The 19,978-nt window shown below is 62.1% G+C and carries 16 protein-coding genes; 12 read left to right on the top strand and 4 right to left on the bottom strand.

Annotation, left to right across the window (positions count from 1 at the left end; genetic code table 11):
- Window positions 1-162 precede the first annotated feature (162 nt).
- Window positions 163-1,068 (top strand): dihydrodipicolinate synthase family protein, encoded by a 906-nt coding sequence (locus QCE79_RS28265; protein WP_309849546.1) that lies wholly within the window; start codon window positions 163-165, stop codon window positions 1,066-1,068.
- A 113-nt stretch (window positions 1,069-1,181) separates the two neighbouring features.
- On the opposite strand, the gene QCE79_RS28260 is transcribed toward QCE79_RS28265, so the two are convergent.
- The gene (locus QCE79_RS28260; protein ID WP_250466750.1) at window positions 1,182-1,925 is read right to left on the bottom strand and encodes a response regulator transcription factor; all 744 of its coding nucleotides are present in this window, start codon (window positions 1,923-1,925) and stop codon (window positions 1,182-1,184) included.
- A gap of 501 nt (window positions 1,926-2,426) precedes the next feature.
- Between QCE79_RS28260 and QCE79_RS28255 the strand changes: the two genes are divergently transcribed.
- The 3 genes from QCE79_RS28255 to QCE79_RS28245 all read left to right on the top strand — a co-directional run bounded on the left by QCE79_RS28255 (window position 2,427) and on the right by QCE79_RS28245 (window position 5,591).
- The gene (locus QCE79_RS28255; protein WP_309849544.1) at window positions 2,427-3,737 is read left to right on the top strand and encodes an MFS transporter; all 1,311 of its coding nucleotides are present in this window, start codon (window positions 2,427-2,429) and stop codon (window positions 3,735-3,737) included.
- Window positions 3,738-3,859: 122 nt separating this feature from the next.
- Window positions 3,860-5,317, top strand: a complete 1,458-nt coding sequence (locus tag QCE79_RS28250; protein ID WP_309849542.1) for an MFS transporter — start codon at window positions 3,860-3,862, stop codon at window positions 5,315-5,317.
- 106 nt (window positions 5,318-5,423) lie between these two features.
- The gene (locus QCE79_RS28245; RefSeq protein ID WP_244828474.1) at window positions 5,424-5,591 is read left to right on the top strand and encodes a hypothetical protein; all 168 of its coding nucleotides are present in this window, start codon (window positions 5,424-5,426) and stop codon (window positions 5,589-5,591) included.
- Between the two features lie 220 nt (window positions 5,592-5,811).
- Here QCE79_RS28245 and QCE79_RS28240 read toward each other — a convergent pair whose 3' ends face one another.
- Both QCE79_RS28240 and QCE79_RS28235 read right to left on the bottom strand, forming a co-directional pair.
- On the bottom strand, window positions 5,812-6,084 hold the full coding sequence (locus QCE79_RS28240; protein WP_244828475.1) for a hypothetical protein: 273 nt from the start codon (window positions 6,082-6,084) through the stop codon (window positions 5,812-5,814).
- Between the two features lie 63 nt (window positions 6,085-6,147).
- Window positions 6,148-7,029: a helix-turn-helix transcriptional regulator gene (locus QCE79_RS28235; RefSeq protein ID WP_309850630.1), complete on the bottom strand. Its 882-nt coding sequence runs from the start codon at window positions 7,027-7,029 to the stop codon at window positions 6,148-6,150.
- 254 nt (window positions 7,030-7,283) lie between these two features.
- On the opposite strand from QCE79_RS28235, the gene motA reads away from it, so the two are divergent.
- Window positions 7,284-8,153, top strand: a complete 870-nt coding sequence (gene motA, locus QCE79_RS28230) for a flagellar motor stator protein MotA (RefSeq protein ID WP_244828477.1) — start codon at window positions 7,284-7,286, stop codon at window positions 8,151-8,153.
- A gap of 33 nt (window positions 8,154-8,186) precedes the next feature.
- Window positions 8,187-9,167, top strand: a complete 981-nt coding sequence (motB, locus tag QCE79_RS28225; protein WP_244828478.1) for a flagellar motor protein MotB — start codon at window positions 8,187-8,189, stop codon at window positions 9,165-9,167.
- A gap of 67 nt (window positions 9,168-9,234) precedes the next feature.
- On the opposite strand, the gene QCE79_RS28220 is transcribed toward motB, so the two are convergent.
- Window positions 9,235-10,566 carry an Nramp family divalent metal transporter gene (locus tag QCE79_RS28220; protein ID WP_250493246.1) on the bottom strand — a complete coding sequence of 444 codons (1,332 nt, stop codon included), beginning with the start codon at window positions 10,564-10,566 and terminating at the stop codon, window positions 9,235-9,237.
- A 316-nt stretch (window positions 10,567-10,882) separates the two neighbouring features.
- On the opposite strand from QCE79_RS28220, the gene QCE79_RS28215 reads away from it, so the two are divergent.
- From QCE79_RS28215 to QCE79_RS28190, 6 genes are all read left to right on the top strand, one after another.
- Entirely contained in the window at window positions 10,883-11,164 is a 282-nt protein-coding gene (locus QCE79_RS28215; protein ID WP_244828483.1) for a DUF4148 domain-containing protein, read from the top strand.
- Window positions 11,165-11,516: 352 nt separating this feature from the next.
- Entirely contained in the window at window positions 11,517-14,717 is a 3,201-nt protein-coding gene (locus tag QCE79_RS28210) for an efflux RND transporter permease subunit (protein ID WP_309849536.1), read from the top strand.
- 25 nt (window positions 14,718-14,742) lie between these two features.
- Window positions 14,743-15,993: an efflux RND transporter periplasmic adaptor subunit gene (locus QCE79_RS28205; protein ID WP_250509930.1), complete on the top strand. Its 1,251-nt coding sequence runs from the start codon at window positions 14,743-14,745 to the stop codon at window positions 15,991-15,993.
- The gene (locus tag QCE79_RS28200; RefSeq protein WP_309849533.1) at window positions 15,990-17,453 is read left to right on the top strand and encodes an efflux transporter outer membrane subunit; all 1,464 of its coding nucleotides are present in this window, start codon (window positions 15,990-15,992) and stop codon (window positions 17,451-17,453) included. Before QCE79_RS28205 ends, QCE79_RS28200 begins: the two co-directional genes overlap by 4 nt.
- 100 nt (window positions 17,454-17,553) lie before the next feature.
- Window positions 17,554-18,267: a heavy metal response regulator transcription factor gene (locus QCE79_RS28195; RefSeq protein WP_244828488.1), complete on the top strand. Its 714-nt coding sequence runs from the start codon at window positions 17,554-17,556 to the stop codon at window positions 18,265-18,267.
- Window positions 18,264-19,784: a heavy metal sensor histidine kinase gene (locus tag QCE79_RS28190; protein ID WP_309849531.1), complete on the top strand. Its 1,521-nt coding sequence runs from the start codon at window positions 18,264-18,266 to the stop codon at window positions 19,782-19,784. The genes QCE79_RS28195 and QCE79_RS28190 overlap by 4 nt, the downstream gene beginning before the upstream one ends.
- The last annotated feature ends 194 nt before the right edge of the window (window positions 19,785-19,978 follow it).

The following is a 19,978-nucleotide window of genomic DNA, read 5'->3' as shown; positions in this document are numbered from 1 at the left end:
TTTCGATGACGATATCGGCATAACCCGCCCTCGCCCGATGACGCTCGCCGGAGCCCGCGCGCGCTGTGCCGAAATCGGCACGCGCCGCGCGCGAAACGCGCAAGACGCCTTGTTTTGCCGTGCTTAAACTGCACAGCGTTCAAACATTTTCGGAGAGCCGCCATGTCGCATATCTGGGAAGGCGTGATGCCCGCCGTCACCACCAAGTTCAACGCCGATTTCAGCATAGACAGCGCGTGGACGAAGAAGAACATCGAAGCGCAGATCGAGGCTGGCGTGGACGGCATCATCGTGTGCGGCTCGCTCGGCGAAGCTTCGACGCTTTCGCTCGACGAAAAGCTCGACGTGCTCGATATCGCCGTGGACGCGGCGCGCGAACGCGTGCCGGTACTGCTGACCATCGCGGAAAACAGCACGCTCGACGGCTGCCGCCAGGCGGCGCGCGCGGCGAGCCGGGGCGCGAAGGGCTACATGGTGCTGCCGGGTCTGCGCTATATGTCGGATCGGCGCGAGACGCTCAACCATTTCCGCATGGTCGCGGATGCAAGTCCGCTGCCGATCATGGTCTACAACAATCCGCTCGCGTATGGCGTCGATGTCACGCCGCGCATGTTCGCGGAACTGGCCGAAGACAGCAAATTCGCGGCGATCAAGGAATCCAGCGGCGACGTACGGCGCATCACCGACCTGATCAACGAAGTCGGCGACCGCTATGCGCTCTTTTGCGGCGTCGACAATCTGGCGATGGAAGCCATGCTGATGGGCGCGCACGGTTGGGTGGCTGGCCTCGTGTGCGCTTTTCCGCGCGAGACCGTGGCGATCTACAAGCTTTTGCAGGCGGGACGCATGGAGGAAGCGCGCGCGATTTACCGCTGGTTCGCGCCACTGCTCGCGCTCGACGTGTCGCACAAGCTCGTGCAGAACATCAAGCTCGCGGAAACGATCGTCGGCCTTGGCACGGAGCCGGTACGCCCGCCGCGACTTCCGCTTGCCGGCGACGAACGCAAGGAGATCGAAGCGCTGATCCGGCGAAGTATCGAAACGCGGCCTGAATTGCCGCGGTTCTAATTTCGCCGATCACAGCGATGCCGTCTCGCGACGGAATCCATTATGTGAAAGCGTGAGTCTTTCAAGGCAAACGCAAAAATGCCGTCTCGCGACGGCATTTTTACTTGGTGCTCTTAAGCAGCAATACGGGCATGCTCGGGTTCGACGCGCTCGTCGCCGGTTTCCTCGCCATCGCCATACAGATGCAACAGGCGATAACCGCTCTTGTACACCGGCTGCAGGCGGAAGTGATTGACCGGCTCGATTTCCAGCGCCAGACGCAGACGCGACACGTGACTGTCGATAGTGCGCGTGGTTTCGCGGAACTCGCGACCCCAGACCATCGCGAAAATATGATCGCGCGACAGCACGCGACCGATATTCGAGAAGAACAACTGGGCGAGGCGGAATTGCGTGCCGCTCAACTGCACCGGACGGCCGCGCACCGTGACGGCTTGCTGACGCGAGTCGAAGCGATACGGCCCGACTTCGAGGCAAGCGCTCGACGTGGTTGGATACGCCCGGCGGATCAGCGCTTCGATGCGCGCGCCGAATTCGCCCGGGCGCACCGGATAAACGACGTAATCGTCCGCGCCTGCCGTCAACGCGCAAACGACGTTGTGTTCGGCGCCGTCGGGCGTGGCGAACATGACCGGCACGCGCTCGCCGAAACTGGAGCGCACGGATTTGAGCAGGTCGAGACCGCACAGACCGGATGAATTCCAATCGAGAATGAGCAGATCGACCGTGGAACGCGAGAGCGCCTTGGACAACTGAAGGCCGTCGCCAAAGGTCACGCACGCGTGACCAAGCCGCTTGACGACGTCGCTGATGAGATTTCTATAACTTGGGTCGGTTTGCAAAACGGCGACGCGCATAGGGTCTGGCCTGATGAGTCTGAGGGGCAATAAGCAGATGCCTTGTCGAACGGGCACCGCAGGACGTCTCGTTACAGACTGAGACGGTTAAATACAGGCGGCATTCTGGGCAGACCTGTTTCCCTTTCCCATCGGACTCATCCGAATTTGTCAACGCATGTGACGATTTCGACACCGTGTCGCATGCACAACCATCTCGAAAATAGATCGGCCGTTCTGCCGGAGGTGGCCTTTCATCCTGTAACATCGCGCGTCTGGCTTGAACGTCCCCGTTTGCGAGCTCTTACCGATGCCTCGCAAAGGAACGCTGCCGCGCGACTCCGAGTCGTTCGCGCAGCGCGGCCGCCGGGCGCGATACGACAACGCGTCCGTCGGGCTCATCATCCGGTCCTTGATTCGCGCTCACCCGGCGCGTCTTGAAAAGCCGCAGGACAACGCCTCTTCTTGCGCGGCACGTCCCGACACGTGCGCGGCTCTTTTCATTTACGGGTTCTTTTTTCGATGCACGCAACACCTCTGCCCGGCGCCTCGGACACCACGAGCGCCGCGGGCCGCCGTCTCACGCGCGGCGACTATAAAACGCTCACCCTCGCCGCACTTGGCGGTGCTCTCGAGTTCTACGACTTCATCATTTTCGTGTTCTTCGCGCCCGTGATCGGCCAGCTGTTCTTTCCCGCCACGATTCCTGACTGGCTGCGGCAACTGCAGACTTTCGGCATCTTCGCGGCGGGTTATCTTGCCCGGCCGCTGGGCGGTATCGTCATGGCGCATTTCGGCGATCTGCTCGGCCGCAAGCGCATGTTCACGCTCTCCGTGCTGCTGATGTCGGTGCCGACGCTCCTGATGGGCCTGCTGCCCACTTACGCTTCGATTGGCATGATGGCGCCCGTTCTGCTGCTCCTCTTTCGCGTGATGCAAGGCGCGGCCGTCGGCGGCGAAGTGCCTGGCGCGTGGGTTTTCGTGTCGGAGCACGTGCCGAGTCGTCATGTCGGCTACGCGTGCGGCACGCTCACGGCGGGACTGACGGCCGGGATTCTGCTCGGTTCGCTGGTCGCGACCGCGATCAACAAGAGCTTCGTGCCGGCGCAAGTCGCGGACTTCGCGTGGCGTCTGCCGTTCCTGCTCGGCGGATTGTTCGGGCTGTGCTCGGTGTATCTGCGACGCTGGCTGCATGAAACGCCCGTGTTCGCCGAACTGCAAAAGCGCAAGTCGCTTGCCGCCGAGATTCCGCTCAAAGCCGTGCTGCGCGATCATGGCCGCGCCGTGATCGTGTCGATGCTGCTCACGTGGATGCTTTCCGCGGCTATCGTCGTGGTCATTCTGATGACGCCGACGCTTCTGCAGAAGCAATTCCACATCGCGCCGGCGACCGTGCTCGCGGCCAATTGCGTGGCGACGCTGTTCTTGACCATCGGTTGCGTGCTGGCGGGCGCGATTGCGGGGCGCATCGGCGCGGGCAGGACGATTTTGATCGGCGCGATTGCGCTCGGCGTGTCGTATTACCTGCTGTTCCGGCAAATTTCGCTCGATACTTCCGTGCTCTTGCCGTGGTACGCGTGCGCGGGCTTCACGGTTGGCGTGATCGGCGCAATTCCGTTCGTCATGGTGAAAGCGTTTCCGCCCGCCATTCGCTTTTCGGGCATTTCGTTTTCGTATAACGTCGCATATGCCGTTTTCGGCGGACTCACGCCGATCGTCGTTTCGCTGATGATGAAATCCAGTCCGATGGCACCCGTGATCTACGTCTGCGCGCTGTGCGCGGTGGGCGCGGTGACTACGCTGTTTATCCGGGAAGCGGCGGTCGAGGCCTGAACGGCGGGCCTGATCCGATCACGCAACGCGCACTCCCCGTGAGTGCGCTTTTTGCGACCTGAACCGCCACGTTTCACCCGTGCCTGAAACATCGAGCGCGCGCCGCGTCTAGCATTGAGGGCATGAACTCGAACCTCGATCTCGATCCCAAAACGGCGCGCCTGAGCGCGCGTCAGGTGCTCATCGTTGCCGCCACCAGCGTCGGCTTCGTCGTCTCGCAACTCGATGTATCCATCGTCAATGTGGCGCTGGCGAGCATCGGTCACGACCTGCACGCGAACGTCGCGAGTCTGCAATGGACCATCGATAGCTACGCGCTCGCCTTTTCCGCGCTGATGCTTTCCGCCGGCTCGCTCGGCGATCGCATCGGCGCGCGGCGGCTGTTTGCGGGCGGGCTCGCCTTGTTCGCGCTGGCGTCGCTCGCGTGCGCGTTCTCGCGCGATGCCCCGCAGTTGATCGCGGCCCGCGCGCTGCAAGGAATCGGCGCGGCGGCGATGCTGCCCAATTCGCTCGCGCTGCTCAACGCAGCCTGCGGTCACGATCCGCGTTTGCGGGCGCGCGCGGTGGGTCTGTGGACGGCTGCGGGCTCGATTTCGATCGCGGCCGGGCCGATCGTCGGCGGTGTGCTGATCGCGGCGTTCGGCTGGCGCAGCATCTTCTGGGTGAACGTGCCGATCTGCGCGGCGGGCATAGCGGCGACGTTCGCGTGGGTGCTCGAAACACCCGCGCAACCTGGAAGCGGTCGCGGCGCGCGCGGTATCGACCTGCCCGGTCAGGCGCTTGCCGTGATCGCGCTCACGGCGCTCGTCGGCGCGGTCATCGAGATGCGGCCGCTCGGACTCACGCATCCGCTCGTGCTCGGCGGGGTTGCGCTGGCGTTGCTGGCGGGCGCGTCGTTCGTCGTGATCGAAGGCCGCACACGTTCGCCGATGCTGCCGCTCGCGCTCTTCAAGGATCGCACCTTCAGCGCGGCGGTGGTGTTCGGTATCGGCGTGAATCTTACCTACTATGGGATGGTGTTCGTGCTGAGTCTGTATTTGCAGCGCGTGCTCGGACATACGCCCTTGCAGACCGGTCTCGCTTTTCTGCCGCTGACGGGCGGCTTTCTGCTGTCGAATCTGGCGAGCGGACCGGTCGTCGCGCGTTTCGGCTCGCGTGCGCCGATGATCGCCGGCGCGCTCATCGACGCCGCCGGTTTCGCGGCGCTCGTTTTCGTCGATGCCCACACGCCCACGCTCGCGCTCATCGTGCCGTTCCTCCTGATTCCAACCGGCATGGGCGTCGCGGTTCCGGCAATGACCACCGCGCTTCTCGGCACGGTCGGTCAGGAGCGCGCGGGCACGGCGTCCGCAGTACTGAATACGGCGCGGCAGGCGGCGGGAGCAATCGGCGTGGCGGCATTCGGCGCGCTCGCGGGACATGGCGAAGGCGGCGCGGCAACGGCGCAGATCGTCGATGCGGTGCGCTGGTCGGCGGGCATATCCGTCGCGCTTCTAGTCTGCGCTTGCTTCAGCGGGTTTCTCGTGCGCGATGCGCGTGGCAATCGCCCGATGAGCGCGGCACGGCAGGCGACGGAATAATGCGACGAGACTCGGGAACGCGCGTTGCAGACGCATGAGGGACGCCCGGCATCGACGAAACCGTGCCGGTCACACACGAACTGCATACTCTGGAGAACACCTGATCATGTCGACGATGCCCCGCTCACCCGAAGAGCCGATGGAACCGGACCCGGACAAGCTGCTCGACCCCGACGCGGCGCCGAACCCCGACGATCCGGACATGCCCGATGGCCCGGATTCAGCGACGCCACTCGTTCCCGCCGATCCGAGGAATGGGCAGCCGCGCCTTTGAAGGCGCGCGTTGTTCGATCCGCGCTGCTTTCGTGAAATGGATCGCGCGACTCCGCTGAATGCCGGCGCCGGTCGAGGTCACGCCTAACTGACCGCAGAGACGGCAGGCCGAGAGCCTAAGCAGCGCGCTATGTGGCTCGCACTATCATCCAAACACAGAAAGCACAACGCCCGCGCGACCGAAGATCGCCGCGCGGGCGTTGTTGCCGTCTAAACCAGAATTACAAATTCGTAGTTTGCACGGCACCCGTCTGCAGGGCGCGCTCGATCAAGCCTTCCTCCTGCGCCCGCTTCACGGCATCCGCGACGAACGTATCCGGCGCCTCGACTTCCGCTTTGATGGCACCGATAATGCCGCCCGCCTCCACGATCACGAGCGATTCCGCCGAATCCGCCCGGCTGATGATGACGCGCCGGGGACCGCCGCCGTCCGCGATACTCGCGCAGAACTGCATGCTTTGCCCGCCGATTACTTGTTCGAATGTTTGAATCATCGCTGTCTTCCGCGTTGGTTGGACAAAAGCCATGGTTAGCCGCTTCGCTAAAACGCCGCGTGCTCATTCATTGATTCGCGCCGCGTCGTCAGGTTCAATTTTGTAAGCTGATGGCCGTGAGCGCAACGACATCTCCGCGAGCGCAGTAGCCGTAAATTCGTCGGCGGGAAAAAAGGCCTCGATCGCCAACTCGGATAGCGTGATGTCCACCGGCGTGCCGAATACCGTCGTCGTGCTCAGAAACGACAGTGTGCCGTGCGGCGTCAAGAGGCGCAGCGGCACGACCACGGGATCGAGTTCGGCACTCCTCGCCTTGCCGGCATGCGGCGGCGTTGGATAAGCCTCGAGTTCCACGAGCAGCGCAGCGAGCGTGGCGTCTCCAGAAACCTCGATCTGCCGACGCACACGCGCCAGTAGATGCGCGCGCCATTCGTGCCAATTCTCGATTGCGTGAGCCAAGCCTTGCGGATGCAGCGACAAGCGCAGCACGTTCACGGGCGGGGCGATTAGCGACGCATCCGCCGCGAGCGCAACCAGCGCCGACACGGCGGCGTTGCCAGCAATCATCGTCCAGTGACGATCGACGGCCAACGCCGGATACGGCTCGTGTCCCTTGAGCACGAGTTCGACGGCACGGCGCGCGGCATCGAGTTGCGGATCGGCGAACGGGCGTTCGCGATATAGCGGCGCATAACCCGCCGCCATCAGAAGCGTATTGCGCTCGCGCAGCGGCACATCGAGTTGCTCGGCCAGGCGCATGAGCATCTCGCGGCTCGGCAACGATCGCCCTGATTCGATGAAACTCAGATGACGCGTCGATACCTCAGCATCGCCAGCCAGGTCGAGCTGGCTCATGCGCCGTTTCTGGCGCCATTCACGCAACAGCGCGCCGACCGTCGCGGGCGGCGCGACACTCGATGCAACGAACGCAAAAGTCGAATTCATGCCGCCGATGTTAGTCGATTCGTCCATCCGCGATCCATTACCTGACGCGTAATGACCGGTCAAAGTTGCGTCGAATGCCGTCGTAACATTTACCTCGCAAACCATTGCGCAGAAATCTTTGCGCGCGTAACCCTAAATCTCGGGTGGTCCGCGCCGTTAAAAGCCATCAACAAGCCAATAAAGTTTCGCGTGCCGTGCGTGTCTCATGTCGAGCTCGCAGTGCTCGCGACGCCCTGACTTCTTGCGGAGAGATCATGTTTGTCATTATCGGTTGGGTAGTGGTCATCGGTTCGGTGATCGGGAGTTTTATCGGCGTCGGCGGGCATCTGGCGGCGCTGGTTCAGCCGTTCGAGTTGCTGTGTATTTTCGGGGCGGCAATCGGCGCGTTCGTCGTGTCCAATCCGACCGCAACGCTCAAGAAGACCTTGCAAGGTCTGCCGAAGGCCTTTAAGGGCGGCGCCTACACGAAAGAGAAATACCTTGCGCTGATCGCGCTGCTCTATGAGCTGCTGCAAAAGGCCCGCAAGGAAGGGATGATGGCGCTCGAAGCCGACGTCGATGCTCCCGAAGCCAGCCCCGTGTTCCAGAAGTACGAACACGTGATGAACGATCATCATCTGCTCGAATTCATCGTCGACTATCTGCGCATGATGTCCGCAGGCAACGTCAACGCGATGGAAATGCAGGACCTGATGGACGAAGAACTCGAAACGCATCACACCGAAAGCGCGATTGCCGGCAACGCAATTCAGAAGATGGCGGACGGCTTGCCGGCGTTCGGTATCGTCGCGGCGGTGATGGGCGTGGTGCACACCATGGGCTCGGTCGGCGCCGCGCCCGCCGTGCTCGGCGAGATGATCGCGGGTGCGCTCGTCGGAACCTTCCTCGGCATTCTGCTCGCATACGGTTTCTTCGGACCGCTCGCTGACTTGCTCAACGCAAAGGGCGCGGCCGAAGCCAAGCCGTTCCAGTGCGTGAAGTCCGTGTTGCTCGCGTCGATGAACGGCTACGCGCCGACCATCGCCGTCGAGTTCGGCCGCAAGGTGCTCTTCACGGCGGACCGTCCGAGTTTCAAGGAACTGGACGACGCCGTGCGCGCCACCAAGATGCCGAAGTCCGCCTAAAGCCGCTCGCGCTCATTACCGGAAAACACGTTCATGGCTGAGAAACCTTCACGCGATCCGCTGCAATCCGTGCTCGCGCCGACCATCATCGTGCGCCGCAAGAAGAAGGCGCACGGACACGGTCATCATGGCGGCGCATGGAAGATTGCTTACGCCGACTTCGTCACCGCGATGATGGCCTTCTTTCTCTTGATGTGGCTGCTGGGCTCCACGTCGAAGTACGACAAGGAAGGCATCGAGGACTACTTCAACACACCGCTCTCCGCGCTCTTCGGCAACGACGGCGGCGCATCCGCGCACACGAGCGTGATTCCAGGCGGCGGACGCGATCTGTCGAGCACGCGTCCCGGCGAAGGCAAGAAGAGCCAGACGCAGCCAGTGCCGCCACAAATCGCGCGTGCCGCCGTCGCCGCGGACGACATGCAGCGCCTGCAGCAACTGAAGCAGAAGCTGCAAGCGCTGATCGAACAGACGCCTGCACTGAAAGCGTTCAAGGATCAGATTCGGATCGCGATCACGAGCGAAGGCTTGCGTATCGAGATTGTCGATTCGCTCAAGCGGCCCATGTTCGCGTCGGGCAGCTTCAAGCTCGAAAGCTACGTGACGACGATTCTCACGAATATCGGCGCGTCGTTGAATGACGTCGATAACCGCGTGTCTATCGCCGGTCACACGGACGCCGTGCCCTATTCCGGCAATCAGACGGGCTACTCGAACTGGGAGCTGTCGAGCGAGCGTGCCAACTCCGCGCGCCGGGCGCTGGTCAGCGGCGGCATGAAGGAAAGCAAGATTCTTCAGGTGCGCGGTCTCGCCGATGCACTGCCGCTCAATAAGGACGTTGCCGACGAACCGACCAACCGCCGTATCAGTATTCTCGTGCTGAACAAGGCTGCGGAACAGGCATTCTTCCGCGATGGCGGCCGCACGACGGTGGATCAGACCTTGCCTCCCGAAACCGCGATTCCGGCGGCCGTGGCGGCGAAATCGACCGCACCGGCAGCGGTGGTCAAGTAACCTCCAGCCTTCATCGACAGATGCGCCATGCACGAATCACGCGTGCATGGCGCTTTCTTTTGTGCGCTCAGGAAAGCCAGTCGCTCACGGTCTGCACGACGAGCCACACATTCGCCACGCTGATCACGACGAACAAGAGCCACGCCAGCAGCTTCGTGGTCATGGCATTGGCGAACTCGCCCATCAGCGTCCGATCGCTCGTCATGCGAATGAGCGGCCACAATGCAAACGGTAATTGCAGGCTCAGCACGACCTGACTCGCGACCAGCAGCTTGCCGACCGCGCCGTTGCCCATCGCATACACGCCGATCAGCGCGGGCACGAGCGCGAGCGCACGCGTGATGAAACGCCGCTGATAGCACGGAATCTTCAAGTGCAGGAAGCCTTCCATGATGACTTGGCCCGCGATGGTGCCGGTAAACGTCGAGCTTTGTCCCGAAGCGAATAGCGTCACCGCGAATAGAACCGCGGCCAGCCCGGTGCCGACGATAGGCGCCAGCAGCTTGTAGGCATCTTCGATCTCGGTGACTTGGGTATGCCCTGTCGCATGAAACGCCGATGCCGCGAGAATCAGAATTGCCGCGTTGATGAGCAACGCAAGCACGAGCGCGACGATAGTGTCGATGCGCGACAAGCCGATCGCCGACGCCAGGCTCTTCTTATCGCGCTGAACCACGCGCGTTTGCACGATCGACGAATGCAGATAGAGGTTATGCGGCATCACGGTTGCCCCGAGAATGCCGATGGCGAGATACAGCGGCTCGCGCTGCGAGAAGAGGCTGATCGAAGGCACGAGACCTGCGGCGACCGAAGCCCAATGCGGCTTCACGAGCACGAGCTCGACAATATAACCAAGCCCGATGGTCGCAATCAAACCCAGCATGATGGCTTCGAGATCGCGAAAGTTCTTGCCCTTGAGACCGAGCACGATGAGCGTATCGAACGCGGTGAAGATCACGCCCCACATCAGCGAGCAGCCGAATAGCAAGTGAAACGCGAGCGCACCGCCGAGCACTTCGGCGAGATCGCACGCGATGATCGAGAGTTCGGCGAGCGCCCATTGCGCATGAGCGACGGGCTTTGCGTAGCGTTCGCGTGATAGCTGCGCGAGATCGCGTCCGGTGACAATGCCGAGGCGCATCGACAGACATTGCAGCACCATCGCCGCAAGGCTCGAAAGCACGACCACGAAAAGCAGGTCGTAGCCATAGCGCGATCCGGCTTCGATATCGGTGGCCCAATTGCCCGGGTCCATATAACCGATGGAGATGAGCAGCCCCGGCCCCGCGAACTGCAGCAGCTTTTTCCAGAACGACGCGCCAGGCGCGACGGCGACGGAGCCTTTGACTTCAGACGGACAGAATGGCGCGGTGGCCGTGGTCGGCAGCTTGAACGGCAATTGACGGTCCCGGTGTCGATGTTTGAACGAAAGATGTTTGAACGAAAGCGAGCGTCACTGAAACGAACCATGCCTTTGTCTTACAGGACGCTCGAAGCTCGCGAGTCTATCATCGGGCGCTTGCCGCCACAGGCGAAAACGTTTGTGACAGCGCCCGCTTCAATCTGACCAAAGCGCCATTTGACCGCCAGCATCTCGTCACGGTGCGAGACATAGAATCGGTGCCGTGGCGGTGGTGGGTGTAACGAGCTTCATGACGCTCGAAACCACGAAACCGCACGCCGCGAATCGTCCTTAACTTTTCAGGGAGTTCGCCATGAAACTACTCGCTCGCATCGCTATCGTTACGTTGGCCGCAGCGCCACTTGCCGCCTTTGCTCAAAGCGAAGGACTCACCCGTGCACAGGTCAGACAGGATCTCGTCAAGGTCGAACAAGCCGGCTACAACCCGTCGGAGCGCGATGCGTTTTACCCGAACGATATCCAGGCCGCCGAACAGAAGGTCTCGAACCCGTCGTATGGCGCATCGTCGGAAGGCTCGTCCGCGTCGGGACAACCGACCATGACGACCACGCCGCTCGGCCAGACTCCGCAATAACGTCATTCAACAGTCACGCCATTCCGAACGAGGCCAGCGCGGCTTCCGCTGAATTGAAGCGATCCCGCGCCGTCTCACTGCGGTACTCGCATTGCCTTTCGCGCGATGCATCGACGTACTTTCCGATTACGTTCACCTTCCATTGCGCGCTGCCGGCTTTCCTTTCGAGCGCTTAGGATTACACACGCCTTTCATTTCACGCAAGATGACGAAATCGCCATTTTCGCGTCATTATCTCGTTGGTACGTTGCCACTACCATAGGGCACCGAAGGCGACTCACCGACCCGCCTTCGAGACTCGTCCCGCGCGTGAAAGCACCTGCGTCCCTCCCTCGCTCTTCCGAACGCCTCAATGTGGATTGTCAACGTAGCGCTGAAGCGGCCTTATACGTTCATCGTAATGGCCATCATGATCCTGCTGGCCACGCCATTCGTCATTCTGACGACGCCGGTGGACGTACTTCCGGAGATCAACATTCCGGTTGTCAGCATCATCTGGACGTACACGGGCCTCTCGTCCGAGGACATGGCCAACCGCATCACGTCCGTGAACGAACGCAGTCTCACGACCACCGTCAACAACATCGAGCATATCGAGTCGCAGTCGTTGCCGGGTATCGCCATCATCAAGCTGTTTTTGCAGCCGACCGCGAACATTCAGACGGCGATCGCGCAGACGGTGGCCGTCGAACAGGCGCAGCTCAAGCAGATGCCGCCCGGCGCAACGCCGCCGCTCGTCATCAGTTATTCGGCGTCGAGCATTCCGGTGATCCAGCTTGGATTGTCGAGTCCTAAGGAGTCGGAGCAATCGCTCAACGATACGGCGCTCAACTTCCTGCGCCCACAGCTCGTGACCATTCCCGGCGCATCGGTGCCGTATCCGTATGGCGGGAAGTCGCGTCTCATCTCCATCGACCTCGACACGCGCGCGCTGCTCGCCAAAGGCCTGACGCCAACCGATGTGGTCAGCGCCGTCAACGCGCAGAACCTGATTCTGCCGACCGGCACGGCGAAGATCGGGCCGAAAGAATTCACCATCAACATGAACGGTTCACCGACCACCGTGGAAGGCCTCAACGACCTGCCCGTGCGAACCGTGAACGGCGCGACGACTTATCTGCGTGAAGTGGCGCACGTGCGCGATGGCTTCTCGCCGCAGACCAACGTCGTGCGTCAGGATGGCCGGCGCGGCGTGCTGATCTCGGTGCTGAAGAACGGCGATTCATCGACGCTCTCTATCGTCAACACGTTGAAGGGTCTCTTGCCGCAAGCGCGTTCGTCGTTGTCGGAAGACATCAAGATCACCGCGCTCTTCGATCAATCGGTGTTCGTGAAAGCCGCCGTGCAGGGCGTGGTGCGCGAAGCGCTGATCGCCGCCGCGCTCACGGCCGCCATGATCCTGCTCTTCCTCGGCAACTGGCGCAGCACCTGCATCATCGCGATCTCGATTCCGTTGTCCATTCTCTCGTCGTTGATCGTGCTGCATGCGCTCGGGCAAACCATCAACATCATGACGTTGGGCGGGCTCGCGCTCGCGGTGGGCATTCTCGTCGACGACGCCACCGTCACCATCGAGAACATCGAACGCCATCTGCACATGGGCACCGATCTGCACGAAGCGATTCTCGAAGGCGCGGGCGAAATTGCCGTGCCCGCGCTCGTCTCGACGCTGTGTATTTGTATTGTGTTCGTGCCGATGTTCTTCCTGACCGGCGTGGCGAAGTTCCTGTTCGTGCCGCTCGCGGAAGCCGTGGTGTTCGCCATGATCGCGTCGTACATTCTTTCTCGGACGCTCGTGCCGACGCTCGCCATGCTGCTGATGGGCCACGCGCATGCACCCGATGCCAAAAAGAAGCCGAATCTCTTCATGCGGCTGCATCGCCGGTTCGATCACGGCTTCGAGCGCATGCGCGCCGCATACATCGTGATTCTGAGCAGCCTGCTCGTGAAGCGGCGGCTCTATGGTTCGCTCTTTCTCGGCTTCTGTCTCATATCCACCGCGCTGGTGTTCGTGCTCGGCCAGGACTTCTTTCCCACGGTCGATGCCGGCGACATCCGCATGCACATGCGTGCTCCAACGGGCACGCGTATCGAGGAAACCGCGCGTCTCGCCGATGAAGTCGAGAAGGTCGTGCGTCAGGTCGTGCCCGCCGATGAGCTCGATACCATCCTCGACAATCTCGGCCTGCCCTATAGCGGTATCAATCTCTCGTACAGCAACTCGGGCACCATCGGTACGCTCGACGGCGAGATACAGGTCGCGTTGAAAGAAGATCACGCGCCGACCGAAAAATATATCGATGAACTGCGCGCGCTCTTGCCGCAGAAATTCCCCGGCGTGGAGTTCTTCTTTCAGCCCGCGGATATCGTCACGCAGATTCTGAACTTCGGCTTGCCCGCCGCCGTAGACGTGCAGATTCAAGGCCAGAATCAGCAAGCTAACTTTCAGGTCGCCGCCAAGCTGATGAAGCAGATCCGCATGATTCCCGGCAACGTGGATACGCACATCCAGCAAAAGCTCGACGAACCCGTCATCAACCTGACCATGGACCGCACGCGTCTGCAGCAGCTCAATCTCTCGGCAAGCAATGTCGCGCAGAACGTGCTCGTTTCACTATCGGGCAGCTCGCAAACGTCGCCGGGATTCTGGTTCAACCCGAAGAATGGCGTGGAATACAACCTCGCGGTACAGACGCCGCAGTATCAGGTTTCATCGGTCGACGAACTCTTGCGCACGCCTGTGTCTGCCTCGCTCACGGGACCGACGCAATTGCTCGGCAACCTCGTGCGTGTCTCGCCGCAGAATCAGTTCGCGGAAGTCTCGCACTACAACATCCGCCCCGTGATCGATCTCTTCGTGAGCGTGGAAGGAAACGACCTCGGCAGCGTGGCCCGTCAGGTGAATCATCTCGTCGATGAAGCGCGCCGCACGCTTCCGCGCGGCACGCAGATCAACGTGCGTGGTCAGGTCGAGACCATGCGTACATCGTTCTTCGGGCTGGGCGTTGGCGTGGCCATGGCGATCGTGCTGGTGTATTTGCTTATCGTCGTCAACTTCCAGTCGTGGGTCGATCCGCTCATCATCGTGAGCGCGTTGCCGGCGGCGCTCGCGGGTATCGTCTGGATGCTGTTTCTCACCGGCACGCATCTGTCCGTGCCCGCACTCACGGGCGCGATCATGACGATGGGCGTCGCCACCGCCAACAGTATCTTAATGGTGTCGTTCGCGCGGCAACGTCTGACAGCGGGCGTGCCGCCGCTCGCCTCCGCGCTCGAAGCAGGCGCAAGCCGTATTCGCCCGGTGCTGATGACGGCCTTCGCGATGATCATCGGCATGATTCCAATGGCGCTCGGTCTCGGCGAAGGCGCCGAACAGAACGCGCCGCTCGGCCGCGCGGTGATCGGCGGCTTGCTGTTTGCCACGGTTTCCACGCTGTTCTTCGTGCCGCTCGTCTTCGCGGGTATTCACGCGCGCCTTGCTAAACGCGCGGAACGCAAAGGCCAGAAATCGCACGGCGAAGCGCAGTCCGACGACACGAACACGCAGCACTGAATTCAATCCAGGCACTCCGACGAACATGACTGAAAAGAACCACGCCTCGCTCGCGATTCCCGCGCGTGATCCGAATGAAGGACCCGCGCTGCCACCGCGCCATGTCGAATGGAAACGCGCGAAGATCGCGCTCGTGATCGTGCTTGCGCTGCTCGCGCTCGGCGCGGCGCGCACCGTGATCAGCGACATGATTCACAACCGCTCGGTCGTCACGCGCACGCAACAGAACGCCCAGCAATACGTCAACGTGGTCGCGCCAACGCAGACCGATGGCGGCGGCAACACGACCTTGCCGGGTACGCTGCGCGGCTTCGTCGAATCGCCGATTTATGCGCGCGCGACGGGTTATCTGCTGCACTGGTACGCGGATATCGGCACACGCGTGAAGCAAGGCCAGTTGCTCGCCGATCTCGATACCCCTGAAATCGATCAGGAGCTCGCGCAGGCGGTCGCGCAACGCGATCAGACAGCATCGAGCCTGGGCCTTGCGAAAAGCTCGCTGCAACGCTGGCAACAACTGCGTCAGCGCGATGCCGTCTCGCAGCAGGAACTCGACGAACGTCAGAGCACGTATAACCAGGACGTGGCCAATCTCGCCGCCGCGGACGCCAACGTGAAGCGTCTGCGTCAGCTCGAATCGTTCAAGCGCATCGTCGCGCCGTTTGCAGGCGTGGTCACGCAGCGCAACGTCGATGTCGGCGATCTCATCGACGCGGGCAGTGGCGCAAGCCGCGCGCTCTTTGCGCTCGCGCAGTCGGACCCGCTGCGCGTGTTCGTGCAGTTGCCGCAGGCGTATGCGCAGAACGTGTCGGTCGGTCAGTCGGTGGTCGTGATGCAGGCCGAGCTTCCCGGTCAGCAGTTCCACGGCAAGATCACGCATATCTCCGGCGCGATCGACGTGCCCACGCGTTCGCTGCAAGTCGAAGTCACGCTGCCCAACGCCGATCAGCGCCTGCGTCCCGGCGCCTATGTGCAGGTCGCCGTGCCAGCCGTCGTCCATGCACGCCTGCTCGTGCCGGGCAATGCGTTGCTCTTCCGTGCGGAAGGACCGCGCGTCGCGGTGGTCGACTCGAACGGCCATGTGCATCTGAACAAGATCGTGATCGCGCAGGATCTCGGGCAGTCGCTCGAACTCGAGAGCGGTATCGAGCCGACCGACAAGATCATCATCAATCCGAGCGATTCCATTGCGGACGGCGATCATGTCGTGGTCCAGCCGCAGAAGCAGCAGAATCAGCACGATCCGCAGACTCCGAATCAGAAGGCCGCGTCATGAGAGGCATCGTTGCCATCGGCATGTTGACGATGCTTGCGGCGTGCACCGTCGGCCCCGATTACAAGCGCCCCGTCGCCGAGACGCCGCCCGACTGGCAAACCGACTCGTACTGGCGAGTCGGCGAACCTTCGCACGCGCCGCTCGCGCTCGACTGGTGGACGGGCTATGACGACGCCACGCTGAACACGCTGGAGACGCAAGCACTCGCGCAGAATCAGACGCTCGCGGCCGCCGTCGCGCATTACGAACAGGCCCGCGCAACGCTCGCGCAAACCTCATCGCTCGCGCTGCCCGAGGTGGATCTCGGCGCACAGGCCGACCGTCTGCGCGTATCGAAGAATCGTCCGGTCACGAGCTACAACACGCCGGTCATGAGCACGGTTCAGAACGACATCAAGCTCGCGCCTTCCGTGAGCTATGACCTCGATCTGTTCGGACGCATTCGCCGCGAAGTGGAAGGCGCACAGGCAACGGCGGAACAATCGCGCGACGACCTCGCCAACGCGCGGCTCGTTCTCACCACGGAACTCGCGAGCAGCTATTTCTCGATGCGCGAACTCGATGCCGAGATCGACGTGCTGAATCGCTCCGTGGGGCTGCAAAAGAAAGCGCTCGATTACGTGACCTCGCAGCACGATCTGGGCGCGGTATCCGGTCTCGACGTACTGCAACAGCAGTCGCAACTCGACTCGACACGCGTGCAGGCGCAACTGCTGCTGAACCAGCGCGCGCAATACGAACACGCCATTGCGGCGCTCGTCGGCACGCCCGCGCCGCAGTTCTCCATCGCGGCGGACATCAAGGATCGTCCGGTGCCGTCGATACCGCTCGGCCTGCCGAGCGACGTGCTGCAACGCCGGCCGGATGTGGCATCGGCGGAGCGTTCGATGGCGTCGGCGAATGCGCAGATCGGCGTCGCCAAGGCTGCATTCTTTCCGAGCCTGACCTTGAACGGTAACGTCGGCTGGGAGAGCACCGCGTTCTCGAGTCTCATCTCCGCGCCAAGCCTCTTGTGGACCATCGGCACCATGGCGAGCCAGGTCGTGTTCGATGGCGGCCGGCGTTCCGCTGCCGTCGACTTCGCGAGCGAAGGCTACGTGGCGGCTGAGGCGAATTATCGTCAGACCGTTCTCGGCGCGTTCCAGCAGGTGCAGGACGGTATCGTCGGGTTATCGGTGCTGGATGGCGCGGCGAAGCAATCGCATGCGGCCGTGGTCGACTCGCAGCGTCTGCTTTCGCTTGCCAATGATCGATATTCGGGCGGCCTCGTCGCTTATCTCGACGTGATCACCGCACAGCAGCAATTGCTCACGAGCGAGCGCCAGGATGTGCAGATACGTGGCCAGCAACACACCACGTCTGTCGCGCTCGTCAAGGCGCTGGGCGGCGGATGGGACGTGCATGACGCGGCGCAGGAACAGGGTGCATCGAATCAGAGCGTCAAGGAATCATCGCGTTGAATGGCGGTTCGATGCAAGCATGTTAGACGTGAGGATCGTATAGTAATCACCTATAACAATAAGCAAGCGAGCGGTAAGCAAACCCCTTGAAGAGGCAGGCATGAAAGTCCTGATAGTGGAAGACGAACACAAGGTAGTCGATTACCTGCGCTCCGGACTGACCGAGCAAGGCTGGGTCGTCGATGTAGCGATGGACGGCGAGGAAGGCACGCATCTGGCCATCGAATACGATTACGACGTGGTCGTGCTCGATGTCATGCTGCCGCGCCGCGATGGCTTCGCGGTGCTGAAGGCGCTGCGTCTGCAGAAGTCGACGCCGGTCATCATGCTCACGGCGCGCGATCATATCAATGACCGTGTGCGCGGTCTGCGCGAGGGCGCGGACGACTATCTCACCAAGCCTTTTTCGTTTCTCGAACTCGTCGAGCGACTGCACGCGCTCGCACGGCGCACGCGCGCGCAGGAATCCACGCTCATTTCCGTGGGCGATCTTTACGTCGATCTGATCGGCAGACGCGCCACGCGTGACGGCGTGCGCCTCGATCTCACCGCGAAGGAATTTCAGCTGCTGAGCGTGCTCGCGCGCCGTCATGGGGATATCCTGTCGAAGACGGCCATCACCGAACTCGTCTGGGAAGTGGATTTCGAAAGTCATACCAACGTGGTGGAAACCGCCATCAAGCGGCTGCGTGCCAAGCTCGACGGGCCGTTTCGCACCAAACTCCTGCATACCGTGCGCGGCATGGGCTACGTGCTCGAAGTGCGCGAAGCACGCGACACGCGGGAAACCAGGGAAGACGCGAGAACATCATGAACGTGCAGTGGGCCAAATCCGGCGACGGCGAACCGCGCTCGCAGCGATCCATTGCGCGGCGGCTTGCGGTCATGTTCGCGGTCGTCGCGTTGTTCGTGTTTGCGCTCGTGGGCACCGGGCTTTTTCTCGTGCTGCGTGTGCAGCTCGAACAGCATCTGCGCGACTCGCTCGACAATCGCGCGGAGATCGCACGGCTGATCGTCTCGCACGTATCGAACCCCGACAAGTGGAAGATGGCCAAGGAGAAGCTCGCGGACATCACGCCGCGTGACGGCTCCACGATGTTCGCCGTGGCCAGCAACGACGGGCTTTATAACTACGGCGCGCCGCCCTTGCGCGATCAGATCAAGCGCGTGCAGGACCATTACGGGCACTTCCAGCCCGAAGGCCGCGCGTATGAAATGCTCATGACCACGCTGACCATTCCGCCGTATATGGACCGTCCGCCGTTGCAGCTTTTCGTGGCCGTGGACTGTTCGCCGAACGTGCGGACCATGCGCGCCTTCGGGCTTGCGCTTGCCGCATTGACGGCGCTCGCCACGGTCGCCGTGTTGTTCCTCAGCTATTCGGTGGCGCGACTGGGCCTTGCGCCCTTGACGCGTCTGACACGCGACGCGCAGAACGTAAGTCCGAACAATCGCTCGCAGCGGCTCAACACGCGCTCGTTGCCCTTTGAACTCGAAGACCTCGCGAAGTCATTCAACGGCGCGCTAGAACGGCTCGATCACGCGTATGGACGGCTCGAATCGTTCAATGCGGATGTCGCGCACGAGTTGCGCACGCCCGTCACCATTCTCATCGGCCAGACGGAAGTGGCGCTCACGCGCGACCGGCCGATCGAAGAATTACGTCATACGTTGCAGTCGAATCTCGAAGAGTTCGAGCGCGTGCGCGCGATCATCAACGACATGCTGTTCCTCGCGCGTGCCGATCAGGGCGAACGCGCAACGGGGCTCGTCGAAGTGTCGCTCGCGGCGGAAGTGAGCCGCACGCTGGAGTTTCTGGAGATACCGCTCGAAGAAGCGCAAGTGCGCGCGACGGCAAGCGGCGATGCACGCGCCTTCGTCAACACGTCGCTATTCGGCCGCGCGCTTTCCAATCTCGTGATGAACGCCATTCAGCATTGCGCGCCGGGCGCGACTATCTCGGTCAACATCGCGCGCGAGCATGGGCGCGTGCGGATCGCGGTGGCTAATCCCGGCGAGCAGATCGCGCCGCCTGTCATGGAGCATCTGTTCGATCGTTTCTATCGCGCCGAAAGCTCGCGCACCAACAGCCGGGAGAATCACGGGCTGGGACTGGCTATCGTGAAGGCGGTGGCGGAAATGCATCGCGGCACGGTATCGGCGACGAGTGCCAAGGGCATCAACACATTCGCGTTCTCGGTGGCGCGATTCGGCAATGAGCATCGGCCCATGAGCGAAGGCGGAGCATCGGCCGGGGCGCCGTTATCCGCCGAGCATGCGCAGCAGGCGCGCATTGCGATGGGCCTTTCGGAACAGCATTCCACAGGCTGATTGTTCTCGCGGTGCTTTCCCGCAATGTCAAAAAAAAGGGTTGGCCCTTCCGATGTATCCACATCCGAGCCAACCCAAAAAGAAGAGACGGCTGTGAAGCACATCTCCATGCTCCAGAAACGCCACCTTGCCTGGTTGCCTCCGGAGTTCCAACGGTGTTACCGAGCGGTTTGCGACGTCGGTTTCGTCGCGGC

Origin of the sequence: Caballeronia sp. LZ003, assembly GCF_031451465.1 — a bacterium.
In the GTDB taxonomy this organism is placed as follows: Bacteria; Pseudomonadota; Gammaproteobacteria; order Burkholderiales; family Burkholderiaceae; genus Caballeronia.
This window is presented reverse-complemented; position numbering and strand designations above follow the sequence as displayed.

Excerpts from the sequence above, each read along its gene's own strand:
- QCE79_RS28265 (WP_309849546.1), top strand. The coding sequence starts at position 163 with ATGTCGCATATCTGGGAAGGCGTGATGCCCGCCGTCACCACCAAGTTC.
- QCE79_RS28260 (WP_250466750.1), bottom strand. The coding sequence starts at position 1,925 with ATGCGCGTCGCCGTTTTGCAAACCGACCCAAGTTATAGAAATCTCATC.
- QCE79_RS28255 (WP_309849544.1), top strand. The coding sequence starts at position 2,427 with ATGCACGCAACACCTCTGCCCGGCGCCTCGGACACCACGAGCGCCGCG.
- QCE79_RS28250 (WP_309849542.1), top strand. The coding sequence starts at position 3,860 with ATGAACTCGAACCTCGATCTCGATCCCAAAACGGCGCGCCTGAGCGCG.
- QCE79_RS28245 (WP_244828474.1), top strand. The coding sequence starts at position 5,424 with ATGTCGACGATGCCCCGCTCACCCGAAGAGCCGATGGAACCGGACCCG.
- QCE79_RS28240 (WP_244828475.1), bottom strand. The coding sequence starts at position 6,084 with ATGATTCAAACATTCGAACAAGTAATCGGCGGGCAAAGCATGCAGTTC.
- QCE79_RS28235 (WP_309850630.1), bottom strand. The coding sequence starts at position 7,029 with ATGAATTCGACTTTTGCGTTCGTTGCATCGAGTGTCGCGCCGCCCGCG.
- motA (WP_244828477.1), top strand. The coding sequence starts at position 7,284 with ATGTTTGTCATTATCGGTTGGGTAGTGGTCATCGGTTCGGTGATCGGG.
- motB (WP_244828478.1), top strand. The coding sequence starts at position 8,187 with ATGGCTGAGAAACCTTCACGCGATCCGCTGCAATCCGTGCTCGCGCCG.
- QCE79_RS28215 (WP_244828483.1), top strand. The coding sequence starts at position 10,883 with ATGAAACTACTCGCTCGCATCGCTATCGTTACGTTGGCCGCAGCGCCA.
- QCE79_RS28210 (WP_309849536.1), top strand. The coding sequence starts at position 11,517 with ATGTGGATTGTCAACGTAGCGCTGAAGCGGCCTTATACGTTCATCGTA.
- QCE79_RS28205 (WP_250509930.1), top strand. The coding sequence starts at position 14,743 with ATGACTGAAAAGAACCACGCCTCGCTCGCGATTCCCGCGCGTGATCCG.
- QCE79_RS28200 (WP_309849533.1), top strand. The coding sequence starts at position 15,990 with ATGAGAGGCATCGTTGCCATCGGCATGTTGACGATGCTTGCGGCGTGC.
- QCE79_RS28195 (WP_244828488.1), top strand. The coding sequence starts at position 17,554 with ATGAAAGTCCTGATAGTGGAAGACGAACACAAGGTAGTCGATTACCTG.
- QCE79_RS28190 (WP_309849531.1), top strand. The coding sequence starts at position 18,264 with ATGAACGTGCAGTGGGCCAAATCCGGCGACGGCGAACCGCGCTCGCAG.